This window comes from Defluviitoga tunisiensis, from assembly GCF_000953715.1.
In the GTDB taxonomy this organism is placed as follows: Bacteria; Thermotogota; Thermotogae; order Petrotogales; family Petrotogaceae; genus Defluviitoga; species Defluviitoga tunisiensis.
This window is the reverse complement of sequence record NZ_LN824141.1, coordinates 300,267-326,663: the sequence shown is the minus strand read 5'-3', so window position 1 is coordinate 326,663 and position 26,397 is coordinate 300,267. Positions and strand designations below refer to the sequence as shown.

Below are 26,397 nucleotides of genomic sequence, written 5' to 3'. Positions count from 1 at the left end.
GTCTCCATTATCAAGAACCCAACGGATTTCACAACTTGGAGATTGCCCGTTGTTGAGTTCTCCGATAGAAGGAAATCATAAGAGTAATTATTACCGTTTTATTTTCTTACAGAACTACGGATTTGCTCTAATTCTTCTTGACTCATCCCAAAAGCTGTGTTAACAATAATCTCATCATTTACAATTTTGTCACTTAATTCTTCTATTTTTTTTCTCATTTCTTCAGGAACTATCTGTCTGTAGTATTTGTTGTCAGCTAATCCCACAGCCCCCTCTTTTAAGCCCAAAGCTTCCATCTTACCAAATTCGAGTGTTCCTTCTACGTAACGCTTCACTGCATGAACTAATGAATTATCTACCCTTTTTAGCATTGAAGTTAAGATATGTTCGGTTTTTTCAGGTGAGTGTTTTTCAAATAATAAAGCTTGGTCTGAGTCAACACCTATAACGTATTTCTTGACTTCATAAGCTGCTTCGATTTGTCCTAAGCCAGCCCCTCCTGCCACATTAAAACTTACATCTACACCTTGATTATACTGAGCGAGAGATAACTCTTTACCTTTAGCTGCATCTACAAAATTACCAACATATGATATAGAAACTTTAATGTCAGGATCTATATATTTTGCTCCTTGGATATAACCTATAAGAAAATCATTAATTATTGGGTAATCCATCCCGCCTAAAAAACCTATATATTTTTCAGGATTGGCAAAGGAAAGATTGGAGGAAGTTACCATCGCTGCTAATGCTCCTGCTAAAAATGAACCTTCATTTTGTTTGTATTGAATTGAGTAAACATTATCCAGTCCACCCTTGCTATAATCTACAGAACCATCAAAGAAAATATATTTTTGTTTGGGATATAGAGGGGCTATGTTTTCCACGAATTCCGCCATAGTCGGTGTTCCAACGATAATAAGATCCCACCCCATTTCTGACAAATCAGCCAAAGCAGGTTCCCAATTACTAGGATCAGGGCCTGCTTCTATAATCTTGATTGTTGCTCCCAGTTCTTTCTCTATAGTTTTCATTCCAGCTGCAGCAGAATCAAAGAAAGACATATCTCCTAAATTGCCGTTAAGCAGGAGTGCTATTCTTAATTTTGCACTCGCTGTGATGCTTAACAAAAATACCAACATCAATAGCGTTGCTACCTTTAAAATTCTTTTTTTCATTTTTTACCTCCTTATATATGTAAAAATAGGCACCTTAGAAATTATAAAACCTACAATTAAACATTTTTTATAACATTCTCTCGGTTGCATTAAAAATCCTAAGATATTATTCGTTTGGCACCAAAATTTCATTAAATTATTACAAAAATCAACAATTTTATCATTACTCTTTTCTTGCAATTTTATTTCTAATTCGTTTAAGATTATGTATCTAAAGCCTGTACAAAATACGAAGACATGTATTAAATCTGAGCAACTTTTTTGTTCTATTTGAAATTTGTCTTAAAAATGAGTTCGCTCTTTACAACCAAAAGTTATTTAATAACTGAATTATTCATAATTTCTTATACTTTATTTGGAGACTTGAATGACCACCAGTTTTCAATTTTAATTCTTTTAATTTTCAAAGGGTGTTTTTAATTTCCTATGAGTTATCTTCGTTACCTTATTTTTTACTTATTCAATTATATTGACCTTTAGCAAATCTTTTTATATATCTAATTATCATTTCTCGAAAGCATGGGAGATTATACTTTATGACCAAAATATACCTTAAAATTTTCATAAAAACCTAGTTAATTTTTGTTGTAATTTGTCGCTTGTTTATTTTCAGTTTCCTTTAATAATTCTTTAAAACTTTGCAATTCAGAAACGATTAAAAGTTACACTAAATTTCTTTAAAAACGGATATTTGAGAATCATTTATTTCTAGGATTTCTCGTACTTTCTCTTACTATAACTTGATTTTGAAATAATTTTACAGGTATATAATCATCTTTTTTTATCAATAGCCTGTGTATGATTTCTGCTGAGATTTTCCCCATCTCATATATAGGTTGTCTGACAGTTGTTAGTGCTGGAGAAAACATTTTGCTAAATGTGATGTCATCATATCCTGTTACACTTACGTCTTGGGGAACTTTTATCTTCCTTTCTTTGAAACTTTCTATAACTCCATAGGCAATTAGATCATTTGAACAGACAACTACGTCAGGCAATTTCTTTATTTTTTTACCATTAATTAAACCGGATTCGTATGTATATTCCCCTTCTAGAATTTTGTACTCAATTTTATTTTTTTTCACGAAATTCCCAAAAGCTCTTAATCTTTCCACTGCACTAAATATTTCTTTTTTTCCACTAATAAAAACATATCTTTTGTGATTAGTTTCAAATAGATAATTTAGTAGATCTTCCATTCCTTTATAGTGATTAGAGCAGACGTACGAAAACCTATTATCTTTTATTACCCTGTCGATAAAGACTATGGGGATATTGATATGGTTGAATTTTTCAAGATGATCACCAATTCCGGAGTATAGTATTCCATCTACTTTTTTTTCTGCAAGAATGTTGAACAATTTTTTTTCCTGATCAACCGCATTATCAGAATTACATATTATTAAGGAATATCCTTTAGATCTAAGATAATCCTCTGCGCCTCTAACTAAGGTGGCAAAAAAAGGGTTAGCAATATTTGGTATTATTATTCCGATGGTATCTGTATATCCTACCCTTAAACTTCTTGCAAGAGCATCAGGATAATAATTTAATTTATTTATTGCATTTAAAACTTTTTCCTTGGTTTCTTTTTTAACAGGAGACGAGCCATTAATAACTCGTGAAACTGTTGATATAGACACTCCTGCTTCTTTTGCAATCTCTTTGATTGTAATCTTATCTGGCATGTAAGTCACCTTGTTAATTTTATTAAGCAAACGTTTTCACAAATAATTTCACAAAATACCTTTCATCTACTCTTTTTTGAGTTCTTTGTTAAATCTATTTTGCAAACGTTTTCTTAAAGATTCAATTTAATAATATCACCTGAGGGCGATATTTACAAATTTGATTACAATAGATTAATTGTATTTAAAGGCAAATAAAAGTATTTAAATTTAAATCTCTTTTATTTTCTCATTTTCTTCCTTTTTTAGTTTTAATATTTTTTCTTTGTTAACACTATAAATAAAAAGTGCAATTATAGTAACTATATAAGGGACCATAGCTGTAATCTGAGAAGGAATATTTATGTTTTGTAAGCTGAAAGCTGCACTTTCGAAAAAGCCAAATATTAAAGACATAAGTAGTATCCCAAGAGGTCGTCCACGGACTAAAACAATGATTGCTAATGAAATCCAACCTCTACCGTTTGACATATTTTCACTAAACAAAGTAACATATCCAAGCGAAAGAAAGGTGCCTGCTGCAGCTGAAAAAATACCAGAAAGTAAGATAGAACTAAACTTTATTCTATTTGGATTAATTCCTAAAGAACGAGAAGTTTCTTGATCTTCTCCCGTTGCTCTAAGTCTAAGACCAAATTTAGTATGAAAAATTATAAAGTCTATCAAAAATGCTAGAATAATTGCGACATATACTATGAAAGGGTGATTATTCAGTATATCTGATAAAATAGGTATTTTATTTAGTCCTGGGATATTCCATGTTGGTAAAGACTTAATTTGAGGGGATATGAAAGCACCTTTGACGTTGAATAGGTTTCTTAAAAGGTAAGTTGTTCCTCCAAGAGCAAGCATATTCATACCAATACCTGTTAAGAATTCGTCTGTTTTTAATAAGAGTGCAAAAAACGAAAATATTAGTGATGCTAAAATTCCAGACATTAATGCAAATAGAAGACCCATTACCCAGTTTTCAAATAAATAACTTCCTAGAACACCGAAAAAAGCGCCTATTAACATCATTCCTTCCATGGAAATATTAAAAACATTTGCATAGAAAGTAAAGGTTCCTCCTAAAGCTGAAAGAAGAATAGGCGTAGCGCTACTAAAGCTGTCCCGTATTAATGAAATTATGATATTATTCATGAGCTTTCACAACCTTTCGAGTCTTAAAATAAGCTTTCATTTTGTCGCCATAGAAAGAAACAAGGCTTCTGGTTGAAACAACTAGTAAAACGATGGTTGCTTGCAGAACCATAATGAATTCTGAAGGTATTGAAACTTCAAATTCCATTCCAACGCCTCCAGCTTTTAGAAAGCCAAAAAATAAAGAGAAAAAAGAAGTTTCAAATATTCCGTTAGCTCCAACTATAGAAAGCATTATTCCGTCCCAACCGTAATTTGCACCTATGCCTTTAATAAATCTGTGCTGTGTCCCACCTAGTATAAGTAATGCGCCTGCAAGTCCACTTAGAAACCCCGTATAGAACATAACCCACATTAAATTTTGTTCATTATCACATCCCCCAATCCTCGAAAAATCAGGATTATATCCCATCATTCTCCATTCATAACCTTTTTTTAAATATTTCACGATAAAATAGGATATCAAAGCAATTAAAATTGCAATGAAAAAACTTGAGTTAAGATTCTTAAAAGAAGGAAGAAAAAATTCTTTTTTTATCATTTTTGTAGCGGGAACATATGATTTTTTATCTAGAAAAGGATAGGTTGCTAAATATATAGTTAAGTAATCAGCAATAAAATTAAGCATTAAAGTGGTTAACATTTCATCCATTTTATATAACTTTTTAAATACGCCTGCAATTGAAGCATAAAAACCACCTATTATTCCAGAAAGAATTATAATTGTAGTTATTCCTATCCAACCTGGAAAGGGTAGATAATAGCCCAAAAGAGCAGCACTTAAAGCCCCAATTATTAATTGTCCGGGCTGTCCAAGGTTATTTACGTTAGAACTAAACGCTATTGCTGCAGCTATACCGGTTAATATTAAAGGGGTAGAATTATTTAAGGTAGATGTTATAGAAAACCATGAACCTAATCCGTAATCGTATAAAGCTTTGTAAGCGATAATAGGAGAATTTCCTTGTATTTTTATTAACAAAGCCCCAACTAACAAAGAGAATACTATTCCAATAATTCCAGTAAGAATTTTATTTAAACTTTTCATTCTTTCCCCCCTAACATATACTCTCCAACTTCTTCTTTGTTGTGAACATTTGGATTTAATTCTGCTACAATTGTTCCATTTCTTATCACATAAATCCTGTCACTTAAGGATAAAAGCTCATCTAAATCAGCAGAAATTAATAATATAGCCTTTCCCTTGTCCCTCATTTTCAAAATAACATCATGTACATATTCTATAGAACCAACATCTAAACCTCTTGTAGGTTGATCAAGGAGTAAGAATGGAGCATCAAGACTAAACTCTCTAGCCAATATTACTTTCTGTTGGTTACCTCCAGAAAGATGTTTAGGCAAATCATTTATTCCTCTAGCAACAATGTTATATTGTTTAAGCAGATTACTAGAAAAAAATTTTGCCTTTTTCCAATTTATGAAATATCTAAATTTACTTAAGTTGTTACCTAAATGATGTGTCATAGTTAGATTTTCGGCTAAACTGGCATTCAAGGCCAATCCAAATTTTTTTCTGTCTGATGGGATATAACTAATTAAAGACCTTCTTTCAGTAATGCTTTTATTTGAGATGTCGTTTTTATCAATATAAATTTTACCTTTAAGTGTTTGGGTGTCTCCAATGATAGCTTCAACTAGTTCAAGTTGTCCATTTCCCTCAATACCTGCTAATCCAACTATTTCTCCAGCCCTTACATATATATTTATATCTTGCAAAAATTTGTGTTTAGACTGCTTGAAATCCACTGTGAGATTTTCAGTTTTTAAGATGATTTGTCCAGGTTCAATTGGTTTTTTAGTTACAGATAAGATAACTTCTTTTCCGACCATCATTTTAGCAAGATTACTTTTTGTAAGATTTTTATTTTCTATTGAAGATACTATCCTTCCGCTTCGCATTATGGTTATTCTATCGGAAATTTCTAAGACTTCATCCAATTTATGACTTATAAAAATAATAGTTTTTCCCATTTCCTTCATACTTTTAATTTCTGTAAACAGTTGTTCAGTTTCTTGAGGTGTTAAAACTGCAGTTGGTTCATCAAAGATGAGTATGTCTACTTTCCTATAGAGTAATTTTAAAATTTCGACTTTTTGTCTAGCTGCTACAGAAAGATCAGAAGTAACGGCGTTTAAATCTAAATCAAATCCATATCTTTTAGTTAATTCTTCTAATTCATTTATAGCTTCCTCTTTGTTAATAACTCCAAATTTTTTGGTTCTTTCCATTCCTAAAATCACGTTTTCATATACCTTGAAAGATGGAATCAACATAAATTCTTGGTGAACCATGCCTATTCCAAAGTTTATAGCATCGCTGGGACTGTTAATTTTTACTTCATTTCCATTTATGTATATCTGTCCACTTGATGAATGTACTAATCCATATAATATTTTCATCAAGGTACTTTTTCCTGCACCATTTTCTCCAATTAGAGAATGAATTTCTCCCTTTTGTAGGGAGAAATTCACCTCTTCTAATGCAATAACGTCTGGGGGATAGACCTTATAAATATTTTTCATTTCTATGTAAGACATATGAACTCTCCTTTATGGATAACTATTCTCTATATTCTTTAACAGTAATTTTCCCTTCAATAACATCTTTTTGTATTCCTAATATCTTTTCAACAGTCTCATTTGGAAGTATTTGGTAGGTGTATTCATCGATAGCTAATCCTACTGCTTCTTCTTTTAACCCTAGTTTGTATAGTGTGCCTGGTTTATAAGTTCCATCTATTATTTGCTTAAATACAAACTCTATTGATTTTCCTACTTCTTTTAGCATACTTGTAATGACATGGCCAGGTGCTAGTGAGTTTTGGTTTGAGTCTACACCAATGGCATATTTTCCTACTTCTTGAGCTGCTTGGATAACTCCAGCTCCCGTTAAACTCGCAATTTGAAATATGACATCTACTCCTTGAGAGTAGAGTTGCAGTGCTGCTTGTTTTCCTTTAACAGGGTCATCCCAGGTACCTACATAAATAGTCTTTACTTGAATTTCTGGATCTACATATTTTGCACCTTGATCATATCCATAAACAAAAGATCTTATTACAATATCGTCATCCCCACCAACTGCTCCAATTAGTTTTTCAGGATTTATTCCAGGCAGTTCAGTCATAGTAGTAACTATTCCTGCAACTACACCTGCCATAAAAGAACCTTCTTCTTCTATAAAATCGACGTTTGAAATAATTTTTTTATCATCTTCGACAACAGTGTCAATGTTTACAAATATTTTGTTTGGGAACATTTCTGCTATTGACTTCAGTTCTTCTTCAAAACCATATGAAATAACAAAAACCACATCCGCCCATCTTGCTGCAGTCATTAAGTTTGGGTAATATAGAGAGGGATCAAAATTACATTCCATAAGCTTTGTTTCCACATCATAATCTTTTTCCAACTTTTTAATGCCTTCATAACCTGAATCATAAAATGACTGATCTCCTAAGGAACCGTTAATCACGTATGCTACCTTTTTTGGTGCTGAAAAGATTGTCATGGAAAATAAAATAACTAGGCAAACAATAAAAAAAGACTTTTTCATACCTTAACCTCCTCATTTAATTATAATGATTGAAACCGTATGGAATATATAACTTTCAAGAAAATTATATTCTCAATTTTTTAAATTCACTTGTCTAATAACTTGTTAAGACTTTCATTTTATTAAAGAAAATTTTTAAAAAAAGCTCTGAATCTACTTTGGTTAGTACTTTTGCATTTGGCTTATTATTTGTAACATTTAATACATCCACAACAGTTTGACCATAAGTTAGTTCTCCTTTTATTTCAATATCCACTTTATATTCATTTATTTCAAAAATTTCGGGATGAATGAGATACATTATTGGGCATGGATCATGAAGTGCAATACCTCCAGTACTTGTAATTTCATCTTTACATGTATTTTGAAGGTAGACAAACATATCAGCAAGTAAATTGAATTTATCGCTTAGTCTTCGGATTGTATTAATTTCTTTAGAAGAGACAACAACTTGATGAGTTAAATCTAAAGGAGCCATAACAATAGGAATATCTGAATTAAAAACAATTTTTGCTGCTTCTGGGTCTGCAAAAATATTAAATTCAGCTGTAGGGGTAATATTTCCATGAAAAATACCTCCGCCCATTAAGACTATGGAAGATATTTTGCCAGTAAGAAATGGATATCTTAATATAAAAAGAGCAATATTAGTGAGAGGACCGGTAGGGACTAAGATAAGGTTGTTATATTTATTTGCACATTGAGCAATATAATCTATGGCGTGCATTTTTTCAATGCTGTGTCTGGGTGGAGGAAGTTTTGCACCGTCAAGTCCTGTTGGTCCGTGAATGTGACTTGCAATTATAGTATTACGTATAAGAGGTTTTGAGCAACCTGCAAAAACAGGCTTTTCTATGCCAAAAAAATCAAGAACTGCCCTTGCGTTTTTTGAAGTATTTTGAAGATAGGAATTTCCCATTACAGTCGTTATTCCAAGTAATTCGATTTCTTGGGAAGCAGCTGCTAACAAAATTGCAAAAACATCATCATGACCGGGATCACAATCTAATATTACTTTCATTTTATTTACCTTCTTAGTAATTATTATGTAATATTATATAATTCCTACTAACTCATAGGTCCAATCCGCCAAGTCTGATATTTTAATTTTTTGAAAAAAAGGAAGATAAGTTTCTAAGTTATTATTTAAAGGTATAGACCAATAATTTGGAAAATTCTGTTGACCATAAATCACTCCTAAAATTGTTCCAATTTCACCAGCGTTACAATCAACATCATATCCAAATGATGAAACAATTTTCATTGATTTATCAAAATCACCTTCTCCAAACCATAAGGACGTTATTACAGATGCAGTATTCGGGTATAAATGAATCCAGTTATAAGTCTTAAAATTTTCTTCCACTTTTCTTAGCACATTTAACCAATCGCTCGTTTCTTGACAGTATTTTATTACGTCAGACACAATTCTACTGAATTCTGTATTTTGGGGAATGTATTGAAGAGACTCCTTGATTATTTTTTTAGGATCATTGAAAACAAAGGCTAAAGAAGTCAGTACAGCAGCGTGAATTCCTCCGTATATACCATTTCCACTGTGTGAAACTTGGGAATCAATAAAAGCAAGTTTAGCAGCTTTATAAGGATCTCCTGGAGAAAGTAATCCTTGAACCATACATCTCATTTGGGCTCCTATCCATTCTTGAAAAGGATTATAAAAATAACCAGAGTCTGGAGGAAAAATACCTCTTTTGATATTATCTAGTGCCATTAATTCAGCACTCCAACCAAAAGGTATATAGCTAATCCAGTTTTTTGCAACATCCATAGAAGAAATATCTTTTTTCTTTTCTTCACATGTTTTTAAGAAGATTATTTCATAAGTTACGTCATCATTTAACGTAGAAACTTCACCAACATACTTGCCTAATTGTTCACCAAAGACTTTTTCTAATGCATCATGTGTGTATCCCTCAAATTTGGTGCCCATTGACCCACCTGCAAGTTGTCCAAGCCATCCCCCATGAATTTTGTCTTTTATATCAATTTTGTTAGAGAGATTGAATTTGTTTGTAGGGAAAAATTTGGAAATCTCTTCCCATTTTAATGGCCTAAGATAATGATGAAACCTATGATTTTCTATAATAGGTGAGTTATCCAGTAAATAGAAGATTTCACTTGTTAAAGCTTTTAGTGCTATAAAATCATCAGAAGATAAATAATGAAATCCTTGTTCTAATAAGATTTCCGCTTTTGAAACATCTCTCCCCATGTTTTCTACGGATTGTACAGCTCCAACAATCATAGATTCTGGGGCATTGGAACCAGGTACATTACTTTGCCAAAAGGTTAATAACAAATCATTTGGGAATATATTTGATTCTTGCATTTTTTCCCAATTTTCTTGATATGATATTGAAGGAGTGGCATTTTTTCTTCTTTTTAACTCGTTTTCCCATGCTTTCATGTTTATATTCATTTCTCCTTACTGTTATTTTGGGAATAGAAATTTATATACGTGGAATAGGTACATTGTATAATTCTTTACCAGGTTTTTCATTATAAAAAGGGCGAGTACACCATGAACAGCCTGATGTTTTAATAACTTCTTCATTATTTATTTTAAAATCCGGGAATTGTAAGACATTTCCTTTTGAATCGAAAGTGAAGGTTTCTTTTTTGACTTCATGGTGTTCAATAATATAATGGAGGTATTGCATTTTTCGATATCTTTCTAAGGTGGGACGTGGATAGGTTTCTAATTTAGTACCTTTAATAGGAGTAAAAGCAAATAAACCAACAATAATTCCATGTTTCTTCATTTTTAACAATATATCAACAATATCTTCATCGCTTTCTCCTAATCCAACAATTATATGAGTAGCAATTTTTCCTGGAAATTCTTTTGATGCAGCTATTAAAAAGTTGTTGAATGTTTTAAAGTTGCCCCCCTTGATTTTTCCAAAGAGCTTTTCATTAGCAGCATCAATTGCGATTCCAACATTATCAACAAGATATTTATTGAAGAGTAATCTGACTTCTTCTATATTTTTTGGTCTTATTGACACAGAGGTTTTAATATTTTTATCTTTTAGAAAGCTCAGTACATAATCTAACTCCGTCCAGTAATCTGAAGAAGATACTACCTGAATGCAAATTCTTTTGAAATTATTAGGATTAAAGTTGCCAATAAAATCTTCCTTTGATATTTTTGGCCATTTTACCCTAGACAATAAATCTTCTTCACTTTTAGATTCCCTTGCTTTAGAGCAAAAAGAACAATTATAAAGGCATTTTTCACCAATTTGTAAATAAGCAGTATAATTATTCGCATTAATTTTTCCTTTTTTTAGATTCATCTCAACTGCTGTGGCATATGAAATGCGCAAGAGTATAATCCTCCATTCGTTCATTCATCAATATACAGGAATTCATATCCATTATGTTCGAATATATAAATAGTTGCCTCTTTTGAAGAGGTTAACACGATGTCTTTAATTGTACAAGCTTGCAAAAAGTCTTCTACAGTAAGGGCATATATTTCTTCAACTTCATTTATTAGATTAAGTGCTTCATTAATTTCTGTATTTTTAATATTTCTATAATAAAGTATTTGACTAACATAATGATATGTTAGAACAGAAAAAATAATTATAGGAATCATCATAATAAAGGTTAAAATAACCTTCATATCAAAACGCCCCAAGTAAAACTGCTATGAGAATTATTAACAGTATTCCTATAATAGAAAGTCCGCTGATAATAATAATATCTAAAGAACTAATTTTACGCCGTTCATAGAATCTTTTATCCTTTTGGAGATTATCAAATAAGTCACCGATTATTTTCTGTTCTTCATTTTCTTTAGTATCTCGAGCTTTTCTTAATATCTGTAATTTTTTTTGATCTATAGATATTTTTAAGTCCTGATGTACTATAGTTTTTCCAATTCCATATCTTCCTAGATCTATCTTTAAAAAAAGATAACTAGTAGAGGGAATAAGTTCTTTTGAAATAACTCTTCCTTCTAATATGTTACTGGTATCTTTTTTGTTTTCTTCTTCTTTGTCTATTTGTAGAACAATTATTGGTTCACCTACATCCAACTTTATTACTGGGTAACCTTCTACAGGGTCAATTATTGGAAATACTTCTATAGCGTCTTTCACATCGGGTCTGTTGAGGTACTCTTCAAAACCCTTTTCACCTTTTTCTTTTACGGCAGATATCCAGGTTAAATCTTTATAATCAAATTTTTGAGCTACTAATTTTATTTTTGTTTCTCCCGCCCATTCATTTAAGATATCATTTATCAAGGACTTTAGAACATAAACGTCATTTTCTTCTACAGCCAAGAACATTTTTGTTCCAACAACCTCGAAATTCATTTTTCTTAACACACTGTAAAAATATGCCTTAAATTGAGTTAAAGCGTAGTTGTCATTTTCTTTAGATAATTGATAATAAAGCATATCAACATCTGATTTAAATTCAAGATAGTCTTTCGTAATATCAGGAATTTCGAATGCTTTTAGTTGATTTCTATTTAATAGCACTACGTTAAATTGAGGACTTTGACCTTTTTTCCCAAATATGTATCCTAAATAAGTTTCTCCGGTTAAGTTAGAGGCTGCTATAAATTTTACTGCATAGAAATCCATAAAATTAATCTCCTTTTTATAGTCAGAAGAAAATATTGCTTAGTTTAATAAATTCTATTGTTTAATAATACCTTCACCACTTTTAATTTGTTTTATATTATATTCTGAAAGGTCAACATAATTATCAATAACACAATTCTTTCCTATTTCAATACCATCTGTAATTTTAGAATGAAATCCTATGACAGAAATTTCCGAGTCATATATTTTTTTATCAATTTTAGATTCTGCAAATTTCCCCACGCCAATTTTTACTGATTTTCCTATATAAGCTTTTTCAGCTATTATAGATTGTTCTATATATGAGTTTTTGTCTACAAATACATGATTCATAAGTACGGAATTTTTTACGACAGCACCTTCTGCGACAGTAACACCTTGAAAGAGAACTGAATTTTCAACCGTTCCATAAATTTCACTTCCTTCACTAGTGATACTTTTAATTACTTCAGAGTTGTTTGCTATAAACGCTGGAGGCAGCTCTTCAGATTGTGTATATACTTTCCAACTTTCATCATGTAAATCTAGTAAAGGTAATGGGGCTAGTAATTCTAAATTGCTATCTAAATATGATTGTATAGTCCCTACGTCTCTCCAATAACCTTCAAAACCAAAAGCGTAGAGTTTGGATTTTTTGGCCAGGCTTTTTGGAATAATATTTTTTCCAAAATCATGTTCAGAATTCGGATCTTTTGAGTCTTCAATTAAAGAGTCTTTTAAAAAGCTCCAAGTAAATACGTATATTCCCAAGGAAGCCAAAGTTCCTTTGGGATTTTTAGGTTTTTCTTGAAATTCTACAATTTTGTTAAAAGGATCTGTTACCATTATACCAAACCTTTGGGCTTCTGAGACAGGAACCTCCATACAAGCTATTGTACAATCAGCATTTTTTTCTATATGATAGTCTATCATGTTATTATAATCCATTTTGTAAATATGGTCACCTGAAAGAACGACAACAAAATCTGGTTTGTATCGGTCAAGAAATTCTAAATTTTGATAGATTGCATCAGCGGTACCCCTGTACCAAGAAGTGCCAGATCTACTTAAATATGGAGGCAATACATGAAGACCCCCACCTTTAATGTCAAGATCCCATGGTTTACCTATTCCTAGATGTTCTACTAATCTATGAGGCATATACTGTGTTGCTACTCCAACAGTATTAATACCGGAGTTAACACAATTGCTTAAAGTAAAATCAATCATTCTGTATTTTCCGCCAAAAGGGACTGCAGGTTTTGCAAGAGTGTTTGTTAAGACTCCTAATCTTGTTCCCTGACCACCGGCTAAGATAATGCCAATGACTTTCATATAAATCCCTCCATTTTATATAATCGCTCCCTTTTCTATTAGACTTATTTCGTTTCCCATGCTTTCCATTTTTTTACCTGATCTAACTCGGACATTTTTATCTATTATAGTTTTTCTGATTATTCCACCTTCTTCTACAACACTTCCTTGTAAAACTATGGAATCTTCTATTACTGCGCCAGCTCCTACAAAAATATCTCTAGAAAGTATTGAGTTTTTAACTACTCCATTTATTATGCAACCATCTGCAATAAAAGAATTTTTAATCTGGGCGTTAATATTAATTTTTGGTGGGGCAGAATCACGTAATTTTGTGTATATAGTTCTATCAGGAGTATAAAAAAGTTCGTCTCTTATTTCTTTTTTTAAAATGTCCATGTTGGTATCATAATACTCTTTTACAGATTTTTTGATATTTCGCCAATAATTATTAAAATCATAAGAAAAAACTCTAAGTTTTGACAAGTTTGGAATAATTATATCTAATAAAAGATCGTATTTGCCATTAGGTACATTTGCGTATAAGAGTTCCATTAAGAAACTCTTATTCATAAAATAAACCCCTAAGAAAATTTTGTTTGAATGATGTTCAGGTACCTTTTCATATATCTTTGTAACTCTACCATTTTCATCTGTTATTACTTGCCCGTAATCACTTAACTTTAAGTCTTTATTTACAGTTTTAGTTAATAAAGTTACATCTGCACCATTTCTTATATGAAATTTGAATAAATCTCTATAGTCTGTATTGTATATGTGATCTCCTGAACCTATTAAAACAAAATCTTCTGCTGATCTTCTTAAATAGGTTAAATTTTGAAAAAGTGCATCTGCGGTACCCTCATAGTGCATTTTTGGGTTTTCAGGGCTCATGAAAGGTTGGAGTATAAAAAGGCCTCCCCTTTTTCTATCAAGATTCCATTCTTTACCACTTCCTAAATGGTCCATTAAAGATCTAGGGTTATATTGAGTTAAAACTCCAACATTAATTATCCCAGAATTTACCATATTGCTTAAAGTAAAGTCGATAGCTCTATATTTTCCAAAAACAGGTACAGCAGCACTGGTTCTTTTAGCAGTTAATTTATCAAGGTTGTCTTCACCTGAACCAGACAGTATTAGTCCCATAACCCTCATCATATTTCACCTCTTTTCTTTTTGATATAGTAAATAGTATAGTTAGAAATAATACATTTTTGTAGAATTTATAAAGGCTATACAGTATGTTTATAAGCTTTTAGGTTTATATTAGAACTTAATCATTATATGAGCACATTTGAAATTTTAGTGTATAGGCACTGAATAAGAAAGGGTTTATAGTTCGTTTTCATAAGGTAGTGTGTAGTTGATAATTTCTTGATCATCAAAGAAAATTTTCCATTCTTTTTTAGCATTTTCTACCGAATCAGAGGCATGAACTATATTTTTTGTTATAGTTAAACCGAGTTGCCCCCTGATACTGCCTCCATCTGCTTCCAATGGATTTGTAGCTCCATTTAAGGTTCTTACAGCTTGTACAGCATTAGGCCCTTGGACTATCATTACAATAACTGGTCCAGACAAAACAAAATCTATTAACGATTGATAAAAATCTTTATTTTCATGCTCTTTATATAGGGCTCTTGCCTGAGATGCTTTCATCTGAATTAATTTTAATGCTATTATTTTTAAACCTTTCTTTTCATATTTTTCTATAATATTGCCTATTAATCCTCTTTTTATAGCGTTAGGTTTAATCATGATAAATTGATTTTCTATCAATATAATTCCTCCTTGAATTAAATTCAGAAAGTTGACATTAGTTCTTTTAAAGAGTCTTGTATATAGTTTATTTAATGTTTATATGTTTTTTGATAGTTATTCATCTCTTAATGCTTCTATAATATTAATTTTAGAAGCTTTTTGTGAAGAGAGAAAACTAAACAAGATAGACACAAAGGAATTTGTTACAAGAGGTATTATAAAAGTGCTCGGTAATATTTTTATTGGTAAATAATCAATGTAAAAAAGATCCTGTGGAAGAGGGATTTTTAAATATAATAAAAATATACTAGTAGCTATTCCAAAAATAACTCCTATAACAAATCCTATTAATGATATCAGAAAAGATTCAATTACGAATATACAAGAAATTTCTTTTTTATTCAATCCAAGAGCTCTTAGAATACCTATTGTTTTTTTTCTTGTAAAAATAGAAAAAGAAACTGCATTCGAAACGCTAAATCCAGATATCAATATTATAAAAAAAGTAATAATATAGGCAAATATACTGTCAGCTTGTATCGCTTTTACTAGTGTTTTATTTGATTCTTCCCAAGTTAATGCGGAATAATTATTTAAGTATCTGTCTTTGATTTTTTTTGCTTTTTTAGGATTATCAAGAAATATACCAGTATAATTAAAACTTTTTGGGTTTGCTTCTGAGTTTTCATGAAGTATAAGGTTGGAGTCATAAATTTGTATACCGGATTTAAAAATACCTGAAACTTGAAATTTCTTAGTTATAGGTAGAAATTGATCTATAGATATTAAAAGTAGTTCATCATCTATATTAACACCAATATTTTCTGACAATTTATTTCCTATTAATAATCCACTTGTGTCAGAATTAATTTCTATAAAATCCTTATAAAATGAAATGTCATTTGTTTCAATCAATTCAGAAAAAAAAAGTTGATTTTTGTTGATTATTGCTACATTATTAACTGTAAAATGAATCAAGTGAGATATTTCTGATAAATCTTGATCGTAATATCCAGAAACTACTATATGTGGATAAAAGCGAGTAATAGAATCGACCAAAACACTGCCAAATCCATTTATAATTGAATTTACAACTATCAATCCCCATACACCTATAGACATAGCTATAAGAGAAAATTTAAAATTACTCTTGGCTCTCTTAAAAAATGATTTTGCCAACATAAAAATGACATTATAATTCTTTTTACCATCTATCATTAAGTACCACCAAAACATCATAATCAAGAGTATTAATAAGATTGTCTGAGACAAAATTAATTAATTCAAAATATTTTATTTTATCTGTTACTTCGATAAAATCTGTTTTATATGTTTTTTTTAGGTCTTTCATTACTTGTTCTTTTTTGTTTTCATCTAAATTCTTAAAAAATACGTAAGAATGATCACTACTTAAAAGATTGAATTTTTCATCAAGAACCTTTATTTGATATCCAGGACTTGTCCATGTTGAAAAAACAAATGTATAAAAATTATAGGATGTATTTTTAAAATTTTTTGTAAATAAAATCCATATTTTTGAATCTTGAACAGATTTTTCTATTTCAAAGGTTGAAAGTTTATACTGTAAATTACCAATTTCTGAGTTATCAACAATAACATAATTGTCTACTATTTTGTAGGGAAACTGAAGAAAATCTAAAGTAGCATCTTTTCCTTGAGCGTATAAAAACAGCAATTTGTTCAGTTCAAATGTATTTATAGTATTATTTAACACAAGTTCAGCAGCTTCGGATAATTTGATTATACTAGCTTTTTTTGCTTCTTCCATTAAGGCAAATATAGCTTTTTTTTGTCTATCTATTCTACCAATATCGCCTGAATCGTCTCTATATCTAACATATGCTAGTAATTCTTCTCCAGTTAATTGGTTATTTCCTTTTTTAAAATCTATATATAAATTTTGATGGTAATCTCGATATCTCATATCCTTTTCTAAATAAATGTCTATCGGACCTAATAGGTTCCCTATTTCTTTAAATATAGAATAATCAAATATGATGTAGTCTTGTATCGATATCTTTGTTAGATTTTCTATTTCATTTATAAGTGATTCTATACCGTATAATTCATATACAGAATTTATTTTTCTTTCTTTTCCATCAAGATTTACTATTAAATCTCTAGGTATTGAAAGAAGAAGGATCTTCCCCTTGTTTAAGCCAGCTAGAATGATGACATCAGTCCTAAATGTGTTGTCTAAATCTTCATCTCTTCCTAAGACTAGAAAATAGTAAGGAAGATCCACAGAATATTCTCTATCCTTCAGATTTATATAAAAAGGAACTATAGAAGAAACAATTAATAGAATCAATAAAAAGAAAGAAAAAACATGGACAATAACAGTTTTCAAATCTTTTTTCACTCCATAATTTCTTTAATTCTTTGAAAAGCATCAGGATTTGCATATTTTCTTTCATAAGATTGAGAACCAATGTTTACTGTTATTGGTTCATTTAATAAGGTAGGTATGGTTAATTTATCGTAATTTGTAATGGCATACTGAGAAAAACCTTTCATAAGAGCGACAAATCCTTCTTCATCAAGGTTCGTACTTCTATCATATTCTTTAACTGTTTTAACATAACCGCTATATGAAAATACTTTTCCAAATGACAATTTACTTGTTTTTAATGAGTCAAAAAGACCATCAATACCTTGCATACTATTTCCACTTAATTTATTTGTTAATTCATTTGCTAGGGCATCATTTAGGTAAAAATAATAGTTGATATCAGATTTTAGCCCGAATAATTTAAGAAAGTCCGTTGTAGCTTTTTCTAAATTATCTGAAGTCAAAGTTATATAAGGATCTGTAAAAGTAGTTCCATTTTCAACTTTTATAATCATTATCTTTCTATTGTTATTTAGAAGTCTAACAAAATATAAATCATCGTTATACGAAATAGTATAAGTTATTAAATCAGCCTTTAGGGCAGGAGAAGACATAAGATTGTTGTATTTGTAAAACATAAATCCAAAAAAAGCTGCTACTGCTACGAGAACAAGAATTAATATGATCCAAAATTTACCTCTTTTTTTACTTTTACCTCCTACATAAACATTAGCCACAAATTACACCTCCGAAATTATTTGTTATAGACTATATTATATATTTTTAATGAACTTTTTTTGGCAGAATTCAACAATTACATCTTCTAAGTTAGGTTTGCCAATTTCTTGAAGTTCATAAGTAACTTCCACAAAAGGTTTGTTAATTTTTATAATTTTAGATAAATCTATAGGAGTACCAATTACCACTATGTCGGCATTCGAACAATTAACCGTATTTTCTAATTCTTTTATTTGTTGAGGTCCATAGCCCATAGCAGGTAAAACCTTGTCAAGGTGCGAGTACTTTTTATATGTATCGATTATAGAACCAACAGCGAAAGGTCTTGGGTCAATTATTTCAGAAGCTCCAAATTTTTTAGCAGCTATAAAACCAGCTCCATAAGTCATCCCACCATGAGTTAATGTAGGGCCGTCTTCAATTACCAAGCATTTTTTACCTCTTATTAAGTGTGGATCTTCTACAAACAGAGGTGAAGCAGCATCGATAACTATTGCTTTTGGATTCCATTTTTCAATATTATTTCTAACTATTTCAATATCTTCTAATGAAGAAGTTTCTTCTTTGTTTATAACTATAATATCAGCCATTATAAGGTTAGTCATACCAGGAAAATAAGAGACTTCGTGACCAGCTCTGTGAGGGTCAACAACAACAATTGATAGGTCGGATTTATAGAAAGGAAAATCGTTGTTACCTCCATCCCATAAAATAACGTCAGGCCCTTCTAATTCTACCTCTTTTAATATTGCTTCGTAATCAACCCCCGAATAAATAACTGAATTTCTGATTATATGTGGTTCGTATTCTTCTCTTTCCTCTATAGTACACTCATGAAAATCCAGATCCTTGTAAGTTGCAAACCTTTGAACTTTTTGCTTAACAAGATCACCGTAAGGCATGGGATGCCTTATTGATATGACTCTTAAACCTTTACTTTTTAGTATATCCAAAACTCTTCTAGCTGTCTGACTTTTTCCAGAACCTGTTCTAACTGCACAGATAGAAATAATTGGTTTTTTAGATTTAATTGAAGAATTTTTTGGACCTAAGAGTTTAAAATCAGCTCCCGCAGCAAGTACCAAAGATGCTTTTTCCATTACATATTGAAAAGAGAGATCACTATAGGATAAAATAACTTCATCGATATCTTGCTCTTGAATAATTTGCAACAAATTTTTTTCAGGTTCTATGGGAATGCCATTTGGATAGAGAGGACCAGATAATTCAGGAGGATAAATTCTATTCTCAATATTTGGAATTTGTGTTGCGGTAAAGCAAACAACTTCAAAATCTGGATTGTTACGAAAATAAACGTTAAAATTATGGAAATCTCTTCCTGCTGCACCCATAATTAACACTTTTTTCTTCATACCATATTCCTCCTTATTAGAGGCATGCTTGCACACCTTGGACCTCCTCTGCCTCTTGATATCTCACCTGAAGGTATTTCAAAAACCTCTATTCCCGCCTTTTCCATTTCTTTATTTGTTACATAATTTCTATCATAAGCTATTACTTTTCCAGGCTCTATAGCTAAGCAATTTGAACCGTCGTTCCATTGTTCTCTGTGTGATGCAATAATGTCTCCGCCTCCACATTTTATCAATTGAACATGGTCAAGATGTAAATGTTCTTTTAATATTTCTTCTAAAGATTTTTCCTGTTCTTGAAAATCAAAACCTTTATCAGTTTTAAAAATGGTAAAGGTTTTTAAATCCCCTCTTAAATTAGCGTGAACAAGAAATTTGTTATAATCTACCATAGTAAAAATCGTGTCTAAATGCATATATGCCCTGTCATGAGGAATAATAAATGCTATGATTTTTTCAAAACTATCTTTGTTTTCTTTTAAAAACCTTTTTGCCAATATTTCTACCGCTTCTGGAGAAGTCCTTTGAGAGATGCCTATTGCTAGTGTTTTATTATTTAAAATAAGAATATCCCCTCCTTCTATTGAGTAAGGAAATTCTTTTTCATAATAAAATTCTGTCCCCTTAAAATCTTCATGGTATTTAAGCACATATTCCATCAACATAACTTCTCTTCTTCGGGCTTGTGTTTTCATTCTGTTGATGCAGGCACCTTTTCCCAAAATAGCAACAGGGTCCCGTTGAAAATAAAGGTTCGGCATGGGATTTAGAAAAAAAGGTATTTCAATATCAGCCCTTCTTACTCGTAAAGAAAAAATATTTCTTTTTATTTCAAGTTCATCTGACCTTACACCAGCAATGATTTTGTCAATCATTTTTTTTGTTTCAAGCGATAATAGATATTCTTTTAACAGTTCAAAAATAAATTTATTTTTAATATCTGAAAAATCTAAAAACTCGTCTAAAAATTGATTTTTTAGTTGATTTATTGTAAGAGTTTCTTCTAAAAGCTTTGATAGATATAGAACCTCAACATCATTATTTTTTAGGACGTTTGCAAAATAATCATGTTCCTCTTGTGCTTTTTTTAAAAAAGGTATATCATCAAACAACAAATCTGTAAGGTAAAAAGGAGCTAAATTTTCCAATTCTTCTCCAGGTCTATGTAACAAAACTTTTTCCAGTTTTCCAATTTCAGAGTATACAGAAAGGTTCATCTTTTTTCTTCACCACCAATTATTTTTTCGTCTTTTGTTGAACAATTATTTAAATAATTATACTACGAAATATAGGAAAAAGCATTACAAAAAAATAAAGCTTCGTTCTAAAAAACGAAGCTTTATTCAAAAATTTGTGGTTTATAAAAGTGGATAATTGATTGATATTTTGTTTAATCTGTAAACCACTTTATTAGAATAATAAGCATTGCCGCCGCCATTATACCAACCTAAAGCTTTATAAATATCTCCATGACTATCTGTTAGATATTTTAAATAAGCAGTTCCTACTAGAATATTGTACCTCGGGTCAACTAAAAGTCTTTGCTCGATCCAACTAATCTCTTTTTGGGTATAGTTCAATGATTCAAACAGGCTATAATATTCCTCTATAATAAACTTTGCAGTTGTAGGTCTAATCTGCATATAACCAATTTCACCATAGGGACCTATTATATTTTTAAAGTTTGTTTCAGTATCTATTATAGCTGTAATCAATAAAGGAGATATTTCGAAAATTTTGGATGATTCCATTATTGCATTTACTAATTCGTTTAATCTTTCTGGGGGCATATTTTTTCCAACAGCAATATTGTATTGTGTGGATATAAAATCATACAAAATTGTTTTTATTTTTATATCTGACTTAGATTCTTCAAAGTTTATCTCAAAATAAGGAGATAAAGAATAAACGGTGACGGAAACTAAAGCTAATAATAATAGGATTTTAGTTTTTTTATTATGCATCTAGTCGGACACCTCCTTACTGACTTGTTCTAGAAACTTCACCTTAGATTATCTAAGTGTGTAATATAATTTTAATAGAATCTAAAAAGGTTAAGATTCTTGCAAAATAATCTAGGTTAGTTTGGGTATTTATTGTTTGATCATTTTTATTGAGTAAACCCCATAAGGAGACAACACCAGTTCATTTTTATTATTTATATTTTCACCAATAGATAATAATTCTTCACCATTTGGCAGCAAAACCGAGCTTTTGGATGATTTTAGATTATAATAGGTTCTAATCTCATTTATTTGGTTATACACGCATAATTCTACCATATTTTGATCAAAATTCAAAATTTTAATTTTAGCTTCATCTATCCAAGGATTGGCTTTCCTGAATACAATTAAAGTTTTAATTGTATTCAAAATTGAATCAATTTGATTGATTTGTTCTTCAACAGATGTTCCTGAGTAAGGAGGATTGAATTTACACCCTTTCCACTCGGTTTGACCAATACCAAATCCATTTTCATACCACTGAAAAGGTTCTTGGCTGTCCTCAGTAAAGTTCACATCAATTGGGATGCCTTTCATACCAATTTCCTCACCGTAATAAATAAAAGGAACGCCAGGCAAAGTATAAATTATAGAAAAGCCTAGTTTAACTTTTTCTTCATTTTTTAGATCTGAAATTATTCTTGTCATATCGTGATTTGTTAAAAAATTACCAGAAACTGATTGAACCACACCATCTGGAAAATATTCTGGCATACATTTTTCTAATGTTTCAACAAATTTTTTAGTGCTTTCACTTTTCAAAGTCATTTTTATATCTTCTGCAAGCGGAAAATTAAATCCTATATCAAATATTCCTTCATACTTTCTTACTATTTCGGGTGAATCCCAAACTTCACTCACCACTATTGCATCTCTATTAATCGATTTAATATGAGAAACCATTTCCTTCCAAAATTGGACATTTTTTTCATGTTGATATTTAAATCTCATATTTTCGGTATCGAAATCAAAGATATGTTTCGCAGCGTCCAATCTAAACCCATCAAAACCGATATCCAACCAATATTTAAATATCTTTTTAATTTCTTTCCAAAGATCCTTTCTTTCAAAATTAAGATCAGGTGATGCAGGTCCAAATATTCCATAAAAATATTTGTCGCCAATTCGATACCAAATTTTACTTTCATCCCAATGTCTTTTCTCGTTTAAATCAGCTTTTTCGTTAGCCCAGATAAACCAATGTTTGTAAGGTTCTTCCCCTTTTAATGCTTTCTGAAACCATTCAGAGGTAACTGCCACGTGATTTATTGGAAGGTCTAGTATAAATTTGAGACCTTTTTTATGCCCGACATTTAAGGCTTCTTGCAAATCTTGCAAAGTTCCATAAACAGGATTAACGTTGTAAAAGTCGGAAATAGTATAACCATGAAAAGCAGGAGACTTGAGAATCGGAAGCAACCATATATGATCAATTCCCAATTCGCAAAAATAGTCGATTTTCTTTTTTAAACCTTGAAAATCTCCTAATCCATCACCGTTAGAATCATAAAAGGATCTCAAATATAATTCATAAAAATTCATAATTGTTATAGCCTCCTCTTTTTTCAAATCTATAGAAATTTAAGATTATCTTGAATATAAATTTCATTCGTATTTTTAATACTCTTTTTTTAAATACAACTTAAACAATCAACTGTAAAGATTTTTCTCTTTAGAACTCATATATTAAAAAACTATAACTTGTTATTAAAAATTATATCAATAATTTTGAGAATGATTTTCAACTGCTTTTATAAAGGCAGGAAAAAGAGGATGAGGTTTTCCAACCTTAGACTTGAATTCTGGATGATATTGAACACCGATATAAAATGGATGGTTTTTAAGCTCAATAGCTTCAACATAATCTGACATGGCAGAAACAGTCAATTTTCCAAAATTATCAGATGGCTTTTCAAATATTTCTTGAAATTTCTCATAATTTACAATGTGTTTATGTCTATGCCTTTCAAGTACGGTAGCTTCAGAATAAATTTCAAAAAGTTTTGTATTAGTAAAAATATTTATTTTGTGGGCCCCTAATCTCATAGAATTATTATTTTCATTAATAGTTTTATTTGATTTTGCAATTAAATCGATTACTGGATAGGGCGTATTTTCGTCAAACTCAGTTGAGTTCGCATCCTTCAGGTTCAGCACATTTCTTGCAAATTCAATTACCATTAATTGCATTCCTAATGATATTCCCAGAATAGGTACATTATTTTCTCTGGCATATTTTATAGCTTTAATCTTCCCTTCTATAGCTCGTTTACCAAAACCGGCAGGAATAATTATTCCATCGTATTTACTTAAAAATATTTTAAGATTTTCTTCTTTCATTTCTTCTAACTCGCCAGCATTAATAATATCAGGCCTATTAACGCCACTAAGAAAGATGCTTTCCATTATACTTTTGTGGGCGTCATCAGTTCCAGTATATTTAGAAATTAAGGCGATTTTTAGATTCTTAAAAGTTTTGGGTGATTTCCACTTAATATTTTCATAACTGTTGTTGTCAAGACTTAAGTTTAATTTTTTAGAAATCAATAAAGGTAGATTCTTTTTGTTTAATTCTTCTGGAACTTCATAAACGTTGTTTAAATCAGGAAGATTAATAACATTTTCAAGCGGAACTCCACCAAATAGAGCAATCTTTTCTAAACTAGAAAAATCGATTTCTTTTTCAGTTCTTACTAAAATCATGTCAGGTTGAATACCGATCCTTCTTAAAAGTTGAATCGATTGTTGAGTAGGTTTAGTTTTAAATTCATTAGTAATGTGTAGATATGGTACAAACGTTACATGAATAAACAAAAAGTTTTCTCGCCCTTTTTCAAAAGATAGTTCTCTAACCGCTTCTAAAAATATTTCTCCCTCGATGTCTCCAACAGTACCGCCGACTTCTACAAGTAAGATTTCTGAATCAATTTCTTCGATTCTTTCTTTAATACGTCCAGTTACGTGGGGAACCATCTGAACGGTTGCTCCTAGATATTTTCCTTCTCGTTCTTTTTCAATTACATATTTATATACTTGACCAGCGGTCATGTTGTTATATCTTTTCATGTCTATACCTAAGAATCTTTCATAATGTCCCAAATCAAGATCTGCTTCATATCCATCTTCCGTAACAAAAGTTTCCCCGTGTTGATTTGGATTCATATTTCCGGCATCAACGTTTAGGTAAGGATCAATTTTTAACGAGTTCACCTCTAGGTTAAATTCTTTTAAGAGCCTTCCTATAGCAGCGGAAGCCACACCTTTTCCTATTCCACTAAGAACTCCACCTGTAACAATTATATATTTTTTAGCAGACATAATTGATTATTTCTCTCCTTTCTAAAAAATTGTAGTTTACCTAATTTAAAAAATTATTATTTCTTAAGTCACATAAAAACAACAAAAAGTGGTATTGTTCATGTAGCCCACTTAAATTCAATGATTATTGATTAAATTAACTGTATAAATATAAACCGATTAAGGATTCAGACAAAATTAACAAAAAATAAAGGGGGAGCCAAAGCTCCCCTCTTTGGGTTAATCTTCGTCGTCTATATTTAACTTATTAGCTAAGATTTCAACAGCGTCTTCAACTGTCTGGATTTTTTCCAACTCTTCGTCTTCTATGGTTATTCCAAATTCAGATTCAAAAGCCATTGTTAAATCGACTAATTCTAATGAGTCGGCATCTAAATCATCTGTAAAAGATGCATCAACAGTGACATCATCTTCATCAACACTTAATGTATCTACAATTATTTCTTTTACCTTTTCAAATAATTCATCTCTTGTCATAGAAAAAACCTCCTTAATCAAATATAAAATTCGAGTTAATTATAATGAGTTAAATAAGTTTTGTCAAGCTAATAATTTTCTAATAAGTAAAATTTTCATGAAAATTTGCTCATTTTTATAGCCCATTTTAAAAGTGATTTACATATCTCATTGCTATATAGAGTTATTATCAAAAGGTTAATATAATTAATATATGATATAATTATATCAAATTAGAATAATTATTTTAGAATTTATAAGTAAGTATCGAAAGGAGAGAATAGTTTATTAAATCCCTTTATGATTTTAGAAAAAGAAAAAAAATATAGAATAAAAAGCCAATACGTATTCAATAAATTAGTTTCTCGAAGTTTGTGTAGAGCGCTTATTGTTCAATGGTATGATAATGCCGGGCTAAGGACTAGGCTGGAAAAACTTTCTGATAATGAAATTTGGACTTTAAATTACAAAAAAGAGTTAACAAAAGGTATAAGAGAAGAAGAGGAAAGAACTATTGAGAAATCGCATGTGAATGTGGAAGATTTGAAATGCCAACGAATGGTAATGAAACATAGATATTTATTAAATAAAGATCCTGAAATAGTTATAGATGAACTTTTGAATCCGAACAACTGTATTAATTATAAAAAAGATTTAAAAGAAATAAAATATTTACTAGAGATAGAAGAAAAAACAATAAATATAGATTTAGATAGTTATTTAAAAGATTTCCTCGGAGAGTTATATTTTGGCTTAGAAGATTTAACTTATAAAGAAGGATACAATAACTCTGATTTTGCAGGAGAATATGTTTGTGAATGGGATGCATTATGGAAGTATATTAATTCTAAAATATTGTAAGTTAGCTTTGCAAATTATTTGGAGGAATAT

The 26,397-nt window shown here is 30.5% G+C and carries 24 protein-coding genes; 1 reads left to right on the top strand and 23 read right to left on the bottom strand.

The annotated features are described in order from the left end of the window. Positions 1-98: 98 nt before the first annotated feature. The 23 genes from DTL3_RS01555 to acpP all read right to left on the bottom strand — a co-directional run bounded on the left by DTL3_RS01555 (position 99) and on the right by acpP (position 25,527). Positions 99-1,178: a BMP family ABC transporter substrate-binding protein gene (locus DTL3_RS01555; protein ID WP_084217084.1), complete on the bottom strand. Its 1,080-nt coding sequence runs from the start codon at positions 1,176-1,178 to the stop codon at positions 99-101. A gap of 698 nt (positions 1,179-1,876) precedes the next feature. Further along, a complete protein-coding gene (locus DTL3_RS01550) occupies positions 1,877-2,866 on the bottom strand; it encodes a LacI family DNA-binding transcriptional regulator (RefSeq protein ID WP_045087231.1) in 990 nt (329 codons plus the stop codon). Between the two features lie 210 nt (positions 2,867-3,076). Then, the gene (locus DTL3_RS01545) at positions 3,077-4,009 is read right to left on the bottom strand and encodes an ABC transporter permease (RefSeq protein ID WP_045087230.1); all 933 of its coding nucleotides are present in this window, start codon (positions 4,007-4,009) and stop codon (positions 3,077-3,079) included. Then, entirely contained in the window at positions 4,002-5,057 is a 1,056-nt protein-coding gene (locus DTL3_RS01540) for an ABC transporter permease (RefSeq protein WP_045087229.1), read from the bottom strand. Before DTL3_RS01540 ends, DTL3_RS01545 begins: the two co-directional genes overlap by 8 nt. Beyond that, positions 5,054-6,568, bottom strand: a complete 1,515-nt coding sequence (locus DTL3_RS01535) for an ABC transporter ATP-binding protein (RefSeq protein WP_045087228.1) — start codon at positions 6,566-6,568, stop codon at positions 5,054-5,056. Before DTL3_RS01535 ends, DTL3_RS01540 begins: the two co-directional genes overlap by 4 nt. Before the next feature lie 22 nt (positions 6,569-6,590). Then, positions 6,591-7,586 carry a BMP family lipoprotein gene (locus tag DTL3_RS01530; RefSeq protein WP_045087227.1) on the bottom strand — a complete coding sequence of 332 codons (996 nt, stop codon included), beginning with the start codon at positions 7,584-7,586 and terminating at the stop codon, positions 6,591-6,593. A 94-nt stretch (positions 7,587-7,680) separates the two neighbouring features. After that, the gene (locus DTL3_RS01525) at positions 7,681-8,607 is read right to left on the bottom strand and encodes a nucleoside hydrolase (RefSeq protein ID WP_045087226.1); all 927 of its coding nucleotides are present in this window, start codon (positions 8,605-8,607) and stop codon (positions 7,681-7,683) included. A 33-nt stretch (positions 8,608-8,640) separates the two neighbouring features. Next, positions 8,641-10,014 (bottom strand): ADP-ribosylglycohydrolase family protein, encoded by a 1,374-nt coding sequence (locus tag DTL3_RS01520; RefSeq protein ID WP_045087225.1) that lies wholly within the window; start codon positions 10,012-10,014, stop codon positions 8,641-8,643. A gap of 43 nt (positions 10,015-10,057) precedes the next feature. Further along, entirely contained in the window at positions 10,058-10,936 is an 879-nt protein-coding gene (locus DTL3_RS01515) for a LipS2 family lipoyl synthase (RefSeq protein WP_084217083.1), read from the bottom strand. 20 nt (positions 10,937-10,956) lie between these two features. Beyond that, positions 10,957-11,238 carry a hypothetical protein gene (locus DTL3_RS01510; protein WP_045087224.1) on the bottom strand — a complete coding sequence of 94 codons (282 nt, stop codon included), beginning with the start codon at positions 11,236-11,238 and terminating at the stop codon, positions 10,957-10,959. 1 nt (position 11,239) lies between these two features. Continuing rightward, entirely contained in the window at positions 11,240-12,208 is a 969-nt protein-coding gene (locus DTL3_RS01505) for a DUF4899 domain-containing protein (RefSeq protein ID WP_045087223.1), read from the bottom strand. Between the two features lie 54 nt (positions 12,209-12,262). Further along, a complete protein-coding gene (locus tag DTL3_RS01500; RefSeq protein ID WP_045087222.1) occupies positions 12,263-13,522 on the bottom strand; it encodes a glucose-1-phosphate adenylyltransferase in 1,260 nt (419 codons plus the stop codon). A gap of 15 nt (positions 13,523-13,537) precedes the next feature. After that, on the bottom strand, positions 13,538-14,659 hold the full coding sequence (gene glgD, locus DTL3_RS01495; RefSeq protein ID WP_045087221.1) for a glucose-1-phosphate adenylyltransferase subunit GlgD: 1,122 nt from the start codon (positions 14,657-14,659) through the stop codon (positions 13,538-13,540). Positions 14,660-14,836: 177 nt separating this feature from the next. After that, positions 14,837-15,280 (bottom strand): nucleoside-diphosphate kinase, encoded by a 444-nt coding sequence (ndk, locus tag DTL3_RS01490; protein ID WP_045088531.1) that lies wholly within the window; start codon positions 15,278-15,280, stop codon positions 14,837-14,839. 99 nt (positions 15,281-15,379) lie between these two features. After that, on the bottom strand, positions 15,380-16,483 hold the full coding sequence (locus tag DTL3_RS01485) for an ABC transporter permease (protein WP_045087220.1): 1,104 nt from the start codon (positions 16,481-16,483) through the stop codon (positions 15,380-15,382). Continuing rightward, a complete protein-coding gene (locus tag DTL3_RS01480) occupies positions 16,470-17,636 on the bottom strand; it encodes an LCP family protein (RefSeq protein ID WP_045087219.1) in 1,167 nt (388 codons plus the stop codon). Before DTL3_RS01480 ends, DTL3_RS01485 begins: the two co-directional genes overlap by 14 nt. Before the next feature lie 8 nt (positions 17,637-17,644). Then, positions 17,645-18,355 (bottom strand): hypothetical protein, encoded by a 711-nt coding sequence (locus DTL3_RS01475; protein WP_045087218.1) that lies wholly within the window; start codon positions 18,353-18,355, stop codon positions 17,645-17,647. A 36-nt stretch (positions 18,356-18,391) separates the two neighbouring features. Beyond that, the gene (locus tag DTL3_RS01470) at positions 18,392-19,729 is read right to left on the bottom strand and encodes a cyclic 2,3-diphosphoglycerate synthase (RefSeq protein ID WP_045087217.1); all 1,338 of its coding nucleotides are present in this window, start codon (positions 19,727-19,729) and stop codon (positions 18,392-18,394) included. Then, positions 19,726-20,946 (bottom strand): arginine deiminase, encoded by a 1,221-nt coding sequence (arcA, locus tag DTL3_RS01465; protein ID WP_045087216.1) that lies wholly within the window; start codon positions 20,944-20,946, stop codon positions 19,726-19,728. Before arcA ends, DTL3_RS01470 begins: the two co-directional genes overlap by 4 nt. Positions 20,947-21,087: 141 nt before the next feature. Next, positions 21,088-21,693, bottom strand: coding sequence for a transglycosylase SLT domain-containing protein (locus DTL3_RS01460; RefSeq protein ID WP_045087215.1), 606 nt, complete (start codon positions 21,691-21,693; stop codon positions 21,088-21,090). Between the two features lie 129 nt (positions 21,694-21,822). Continuing rightward, complete coding sequence (locus DTL3_RS01455) at positions 21,823-23,274, bottom strand: alpha-amylase family glycosyl hydrolase (protein ID WP_045087214.1); 1,452 nt, start codon at positions 23,272-23,274, stop codon at positions 21,823-21,825. Between the two features lie 177 nt (positions 23,275-23,451). Next, positions 23,452-25,050 (bottom strand): CTP synthase, encoded by a 1,599-nt coding sequence (locus DTL3_RS01450; RefSeq protein ID WP_045087213.1) that lies wholly within the window; start codon positions 25,048-25,050, stop codon positions 23,452-23,454. Positions 25,051-25,269: 219 nt separating this feature from the next. Continuing rightward, complete coding sequence (gene acpP, locus DTL3_RS01445) at positions 25,270-25,527, bottom strand: acyl carrier protein (RefSeq protein ID WP_045087212.1); 258 nt, start codon at positions 25,525-25,527, stop codon at positions 25,270-25,272. Between the two features lie 279 nt (positions 25,528-25,806). On the opposite strand from acpP, the gene DTL3_RS01440 reads away from it, so the two are divergent. Next, positions 25,807-26,367: a hypothetical protein gene (locus DTL3_RS01440; RefSeq protein ID WP_045087211.1), complete on the top strand. Its 561-nt coding sequence runs from the start codon at positions 25,807-25,809 to the stop codon at positions 26,365-26,367. The last annotated feature ends 30 nt before the right edge of the window (positions 26,368-26,397 follow it).

Bases quoted from the DNA above. Each gene is read 5' to 3' on its own strand.
- DTL3_RS01555 (WP_084217084.1), bottom strand. From the start codon at position 1,178: ATGAAAAAAAGAATTTTAAAGGTAGCAACGCTATTGATGTTGGTATTT.
- DTL3_RS01550 (WP_045087231.1), bottom strand. From the start codon at position 2,866: ATGCCAGATAAGATTACAATCAAAGAGATTGCAAAAGAAGCAGGAGTG.
- DTL3_RS01545 (WP_045087230.1), bottom strand. From the start codon at position 4,009: ATGAATAATATCATAATTTCATTAATACGGGACAGCTTTAGTAGCGCT.
- DTL3_RS01540 (WP_045087229.1), bottom strand. From the start codon at position 5,057: ATGAAAAGTTTAAATAAAATTCTTACTGGAATTATTGGAATAGTATTC.
- DTL3_RS01535 (WP_045087228.1), bottom strand. From the start codon at position 6,568: ATGTCTTACATAGAAATGAAAAATATTTATAAGGTCTATCCCCCAGAC.
- DTL3_RS01530 (WP_045087227.1), bottom strand. From the start codon at position 7,586: ATGAAAAAGTCTTTTTTTATTGTTTGCCTAGTTATTTTATTTTCCATG.
- DTL3_RS01525 (WP_045087226.1), bottom strand. From the start codon at position 8,607: ATGAAAGTAATATTAGATTGTGATCCCGGTCATGATGATGTTTTTGCA.
- DTL3_RS01520 (WP_045087225.1), bottom strand. From the start codon at position 10,014: ATGAAAGCATGGGAAAACGAGTTAAAAAGAAGAAAAAATGCCACTCCT.
- DTL3_RS01510 (WP_045087224.1), bottom strand. From the start codon at position 11,238: ATGAAGGTTATTTTAACCTTTATTATGATGATTCCTATAATTATTTTT.
- DTL3_RS01505 (WP_045087223.1), bottom strand. From the start codon at position 12,208: ATGGATTTCTATGCAGTAAAATTTATAGCAGCCTCTAACTTAACCGGA.
- DTL3_RS01500 (WP_045087222.1), bottom strand. From the start codon at position 13,522: ATGAAAGTCATTGGCATTATCTTAGCCGGTGGTCAGGGAACAAGATTA.
- glgD (WP_045087221.1), bottom strand. From the start codon at position 14,659: ATGAGGGTTATGGGACTAATACTGTCTGGTTCAGGTGAAGACAACCTT.
- DTL3_RS01485 (WP_045087220.1), bottom strand. From the start codon at position 16,483: ATGATAGATGGTAAAAAGAATTATAATGTCATTTTTATGTTGGCAAAA.
- DTL3_RS01470 (WP_045087217.1), bottom strand. From the start codon at position 19,729: ATGAAGAAAAAAGTGTTAATTATGGGTGCAGCAGGAAGAGATTTCCAT.
- arcA (WP_045087216.1), bottom strand. From the start codon at position 20,946: ATGAACCTTTCTGTATACTCTGAAATTGGAAAACTGGAAAAAGTTTTG.
- DTL3_RS01460 (WP_045087215.1), bottom strand. From the start codon at position 21,693: ATGCATAATAAAAAAACTAAAATCCTATTATTATTAGCTTTAGTTTCC.
- DTL3_RS01455 (WP_045087214.1), bottom strand. From the start codon at position 23,274: ATGAATTTTTATGAATTATATTTGAGATCCTTTTATGATTCTAACGGT.
- DTL3_RS01450 (WP_045087213.1), bottom strand. From the start codon at position 25,050: ATGTCTGCTAAAAAATATATAATTGTTACAGGTGGAGTTCTTAGTGGA.
- acpP (WP_045087212.1), bottom strand. From the start codon at position 25,527: ATGACAAGAGATGAATTATTTGAAAAGGTAAAAGAAATAATTGTAGAT.
- DTL3_RS01440 (WP_045087211.1), top strand. From the start codon at position 25,807: ATGATTTTAGAAAAAGAAAAAAAATATAGAATAAAAAGCCAATACGTA.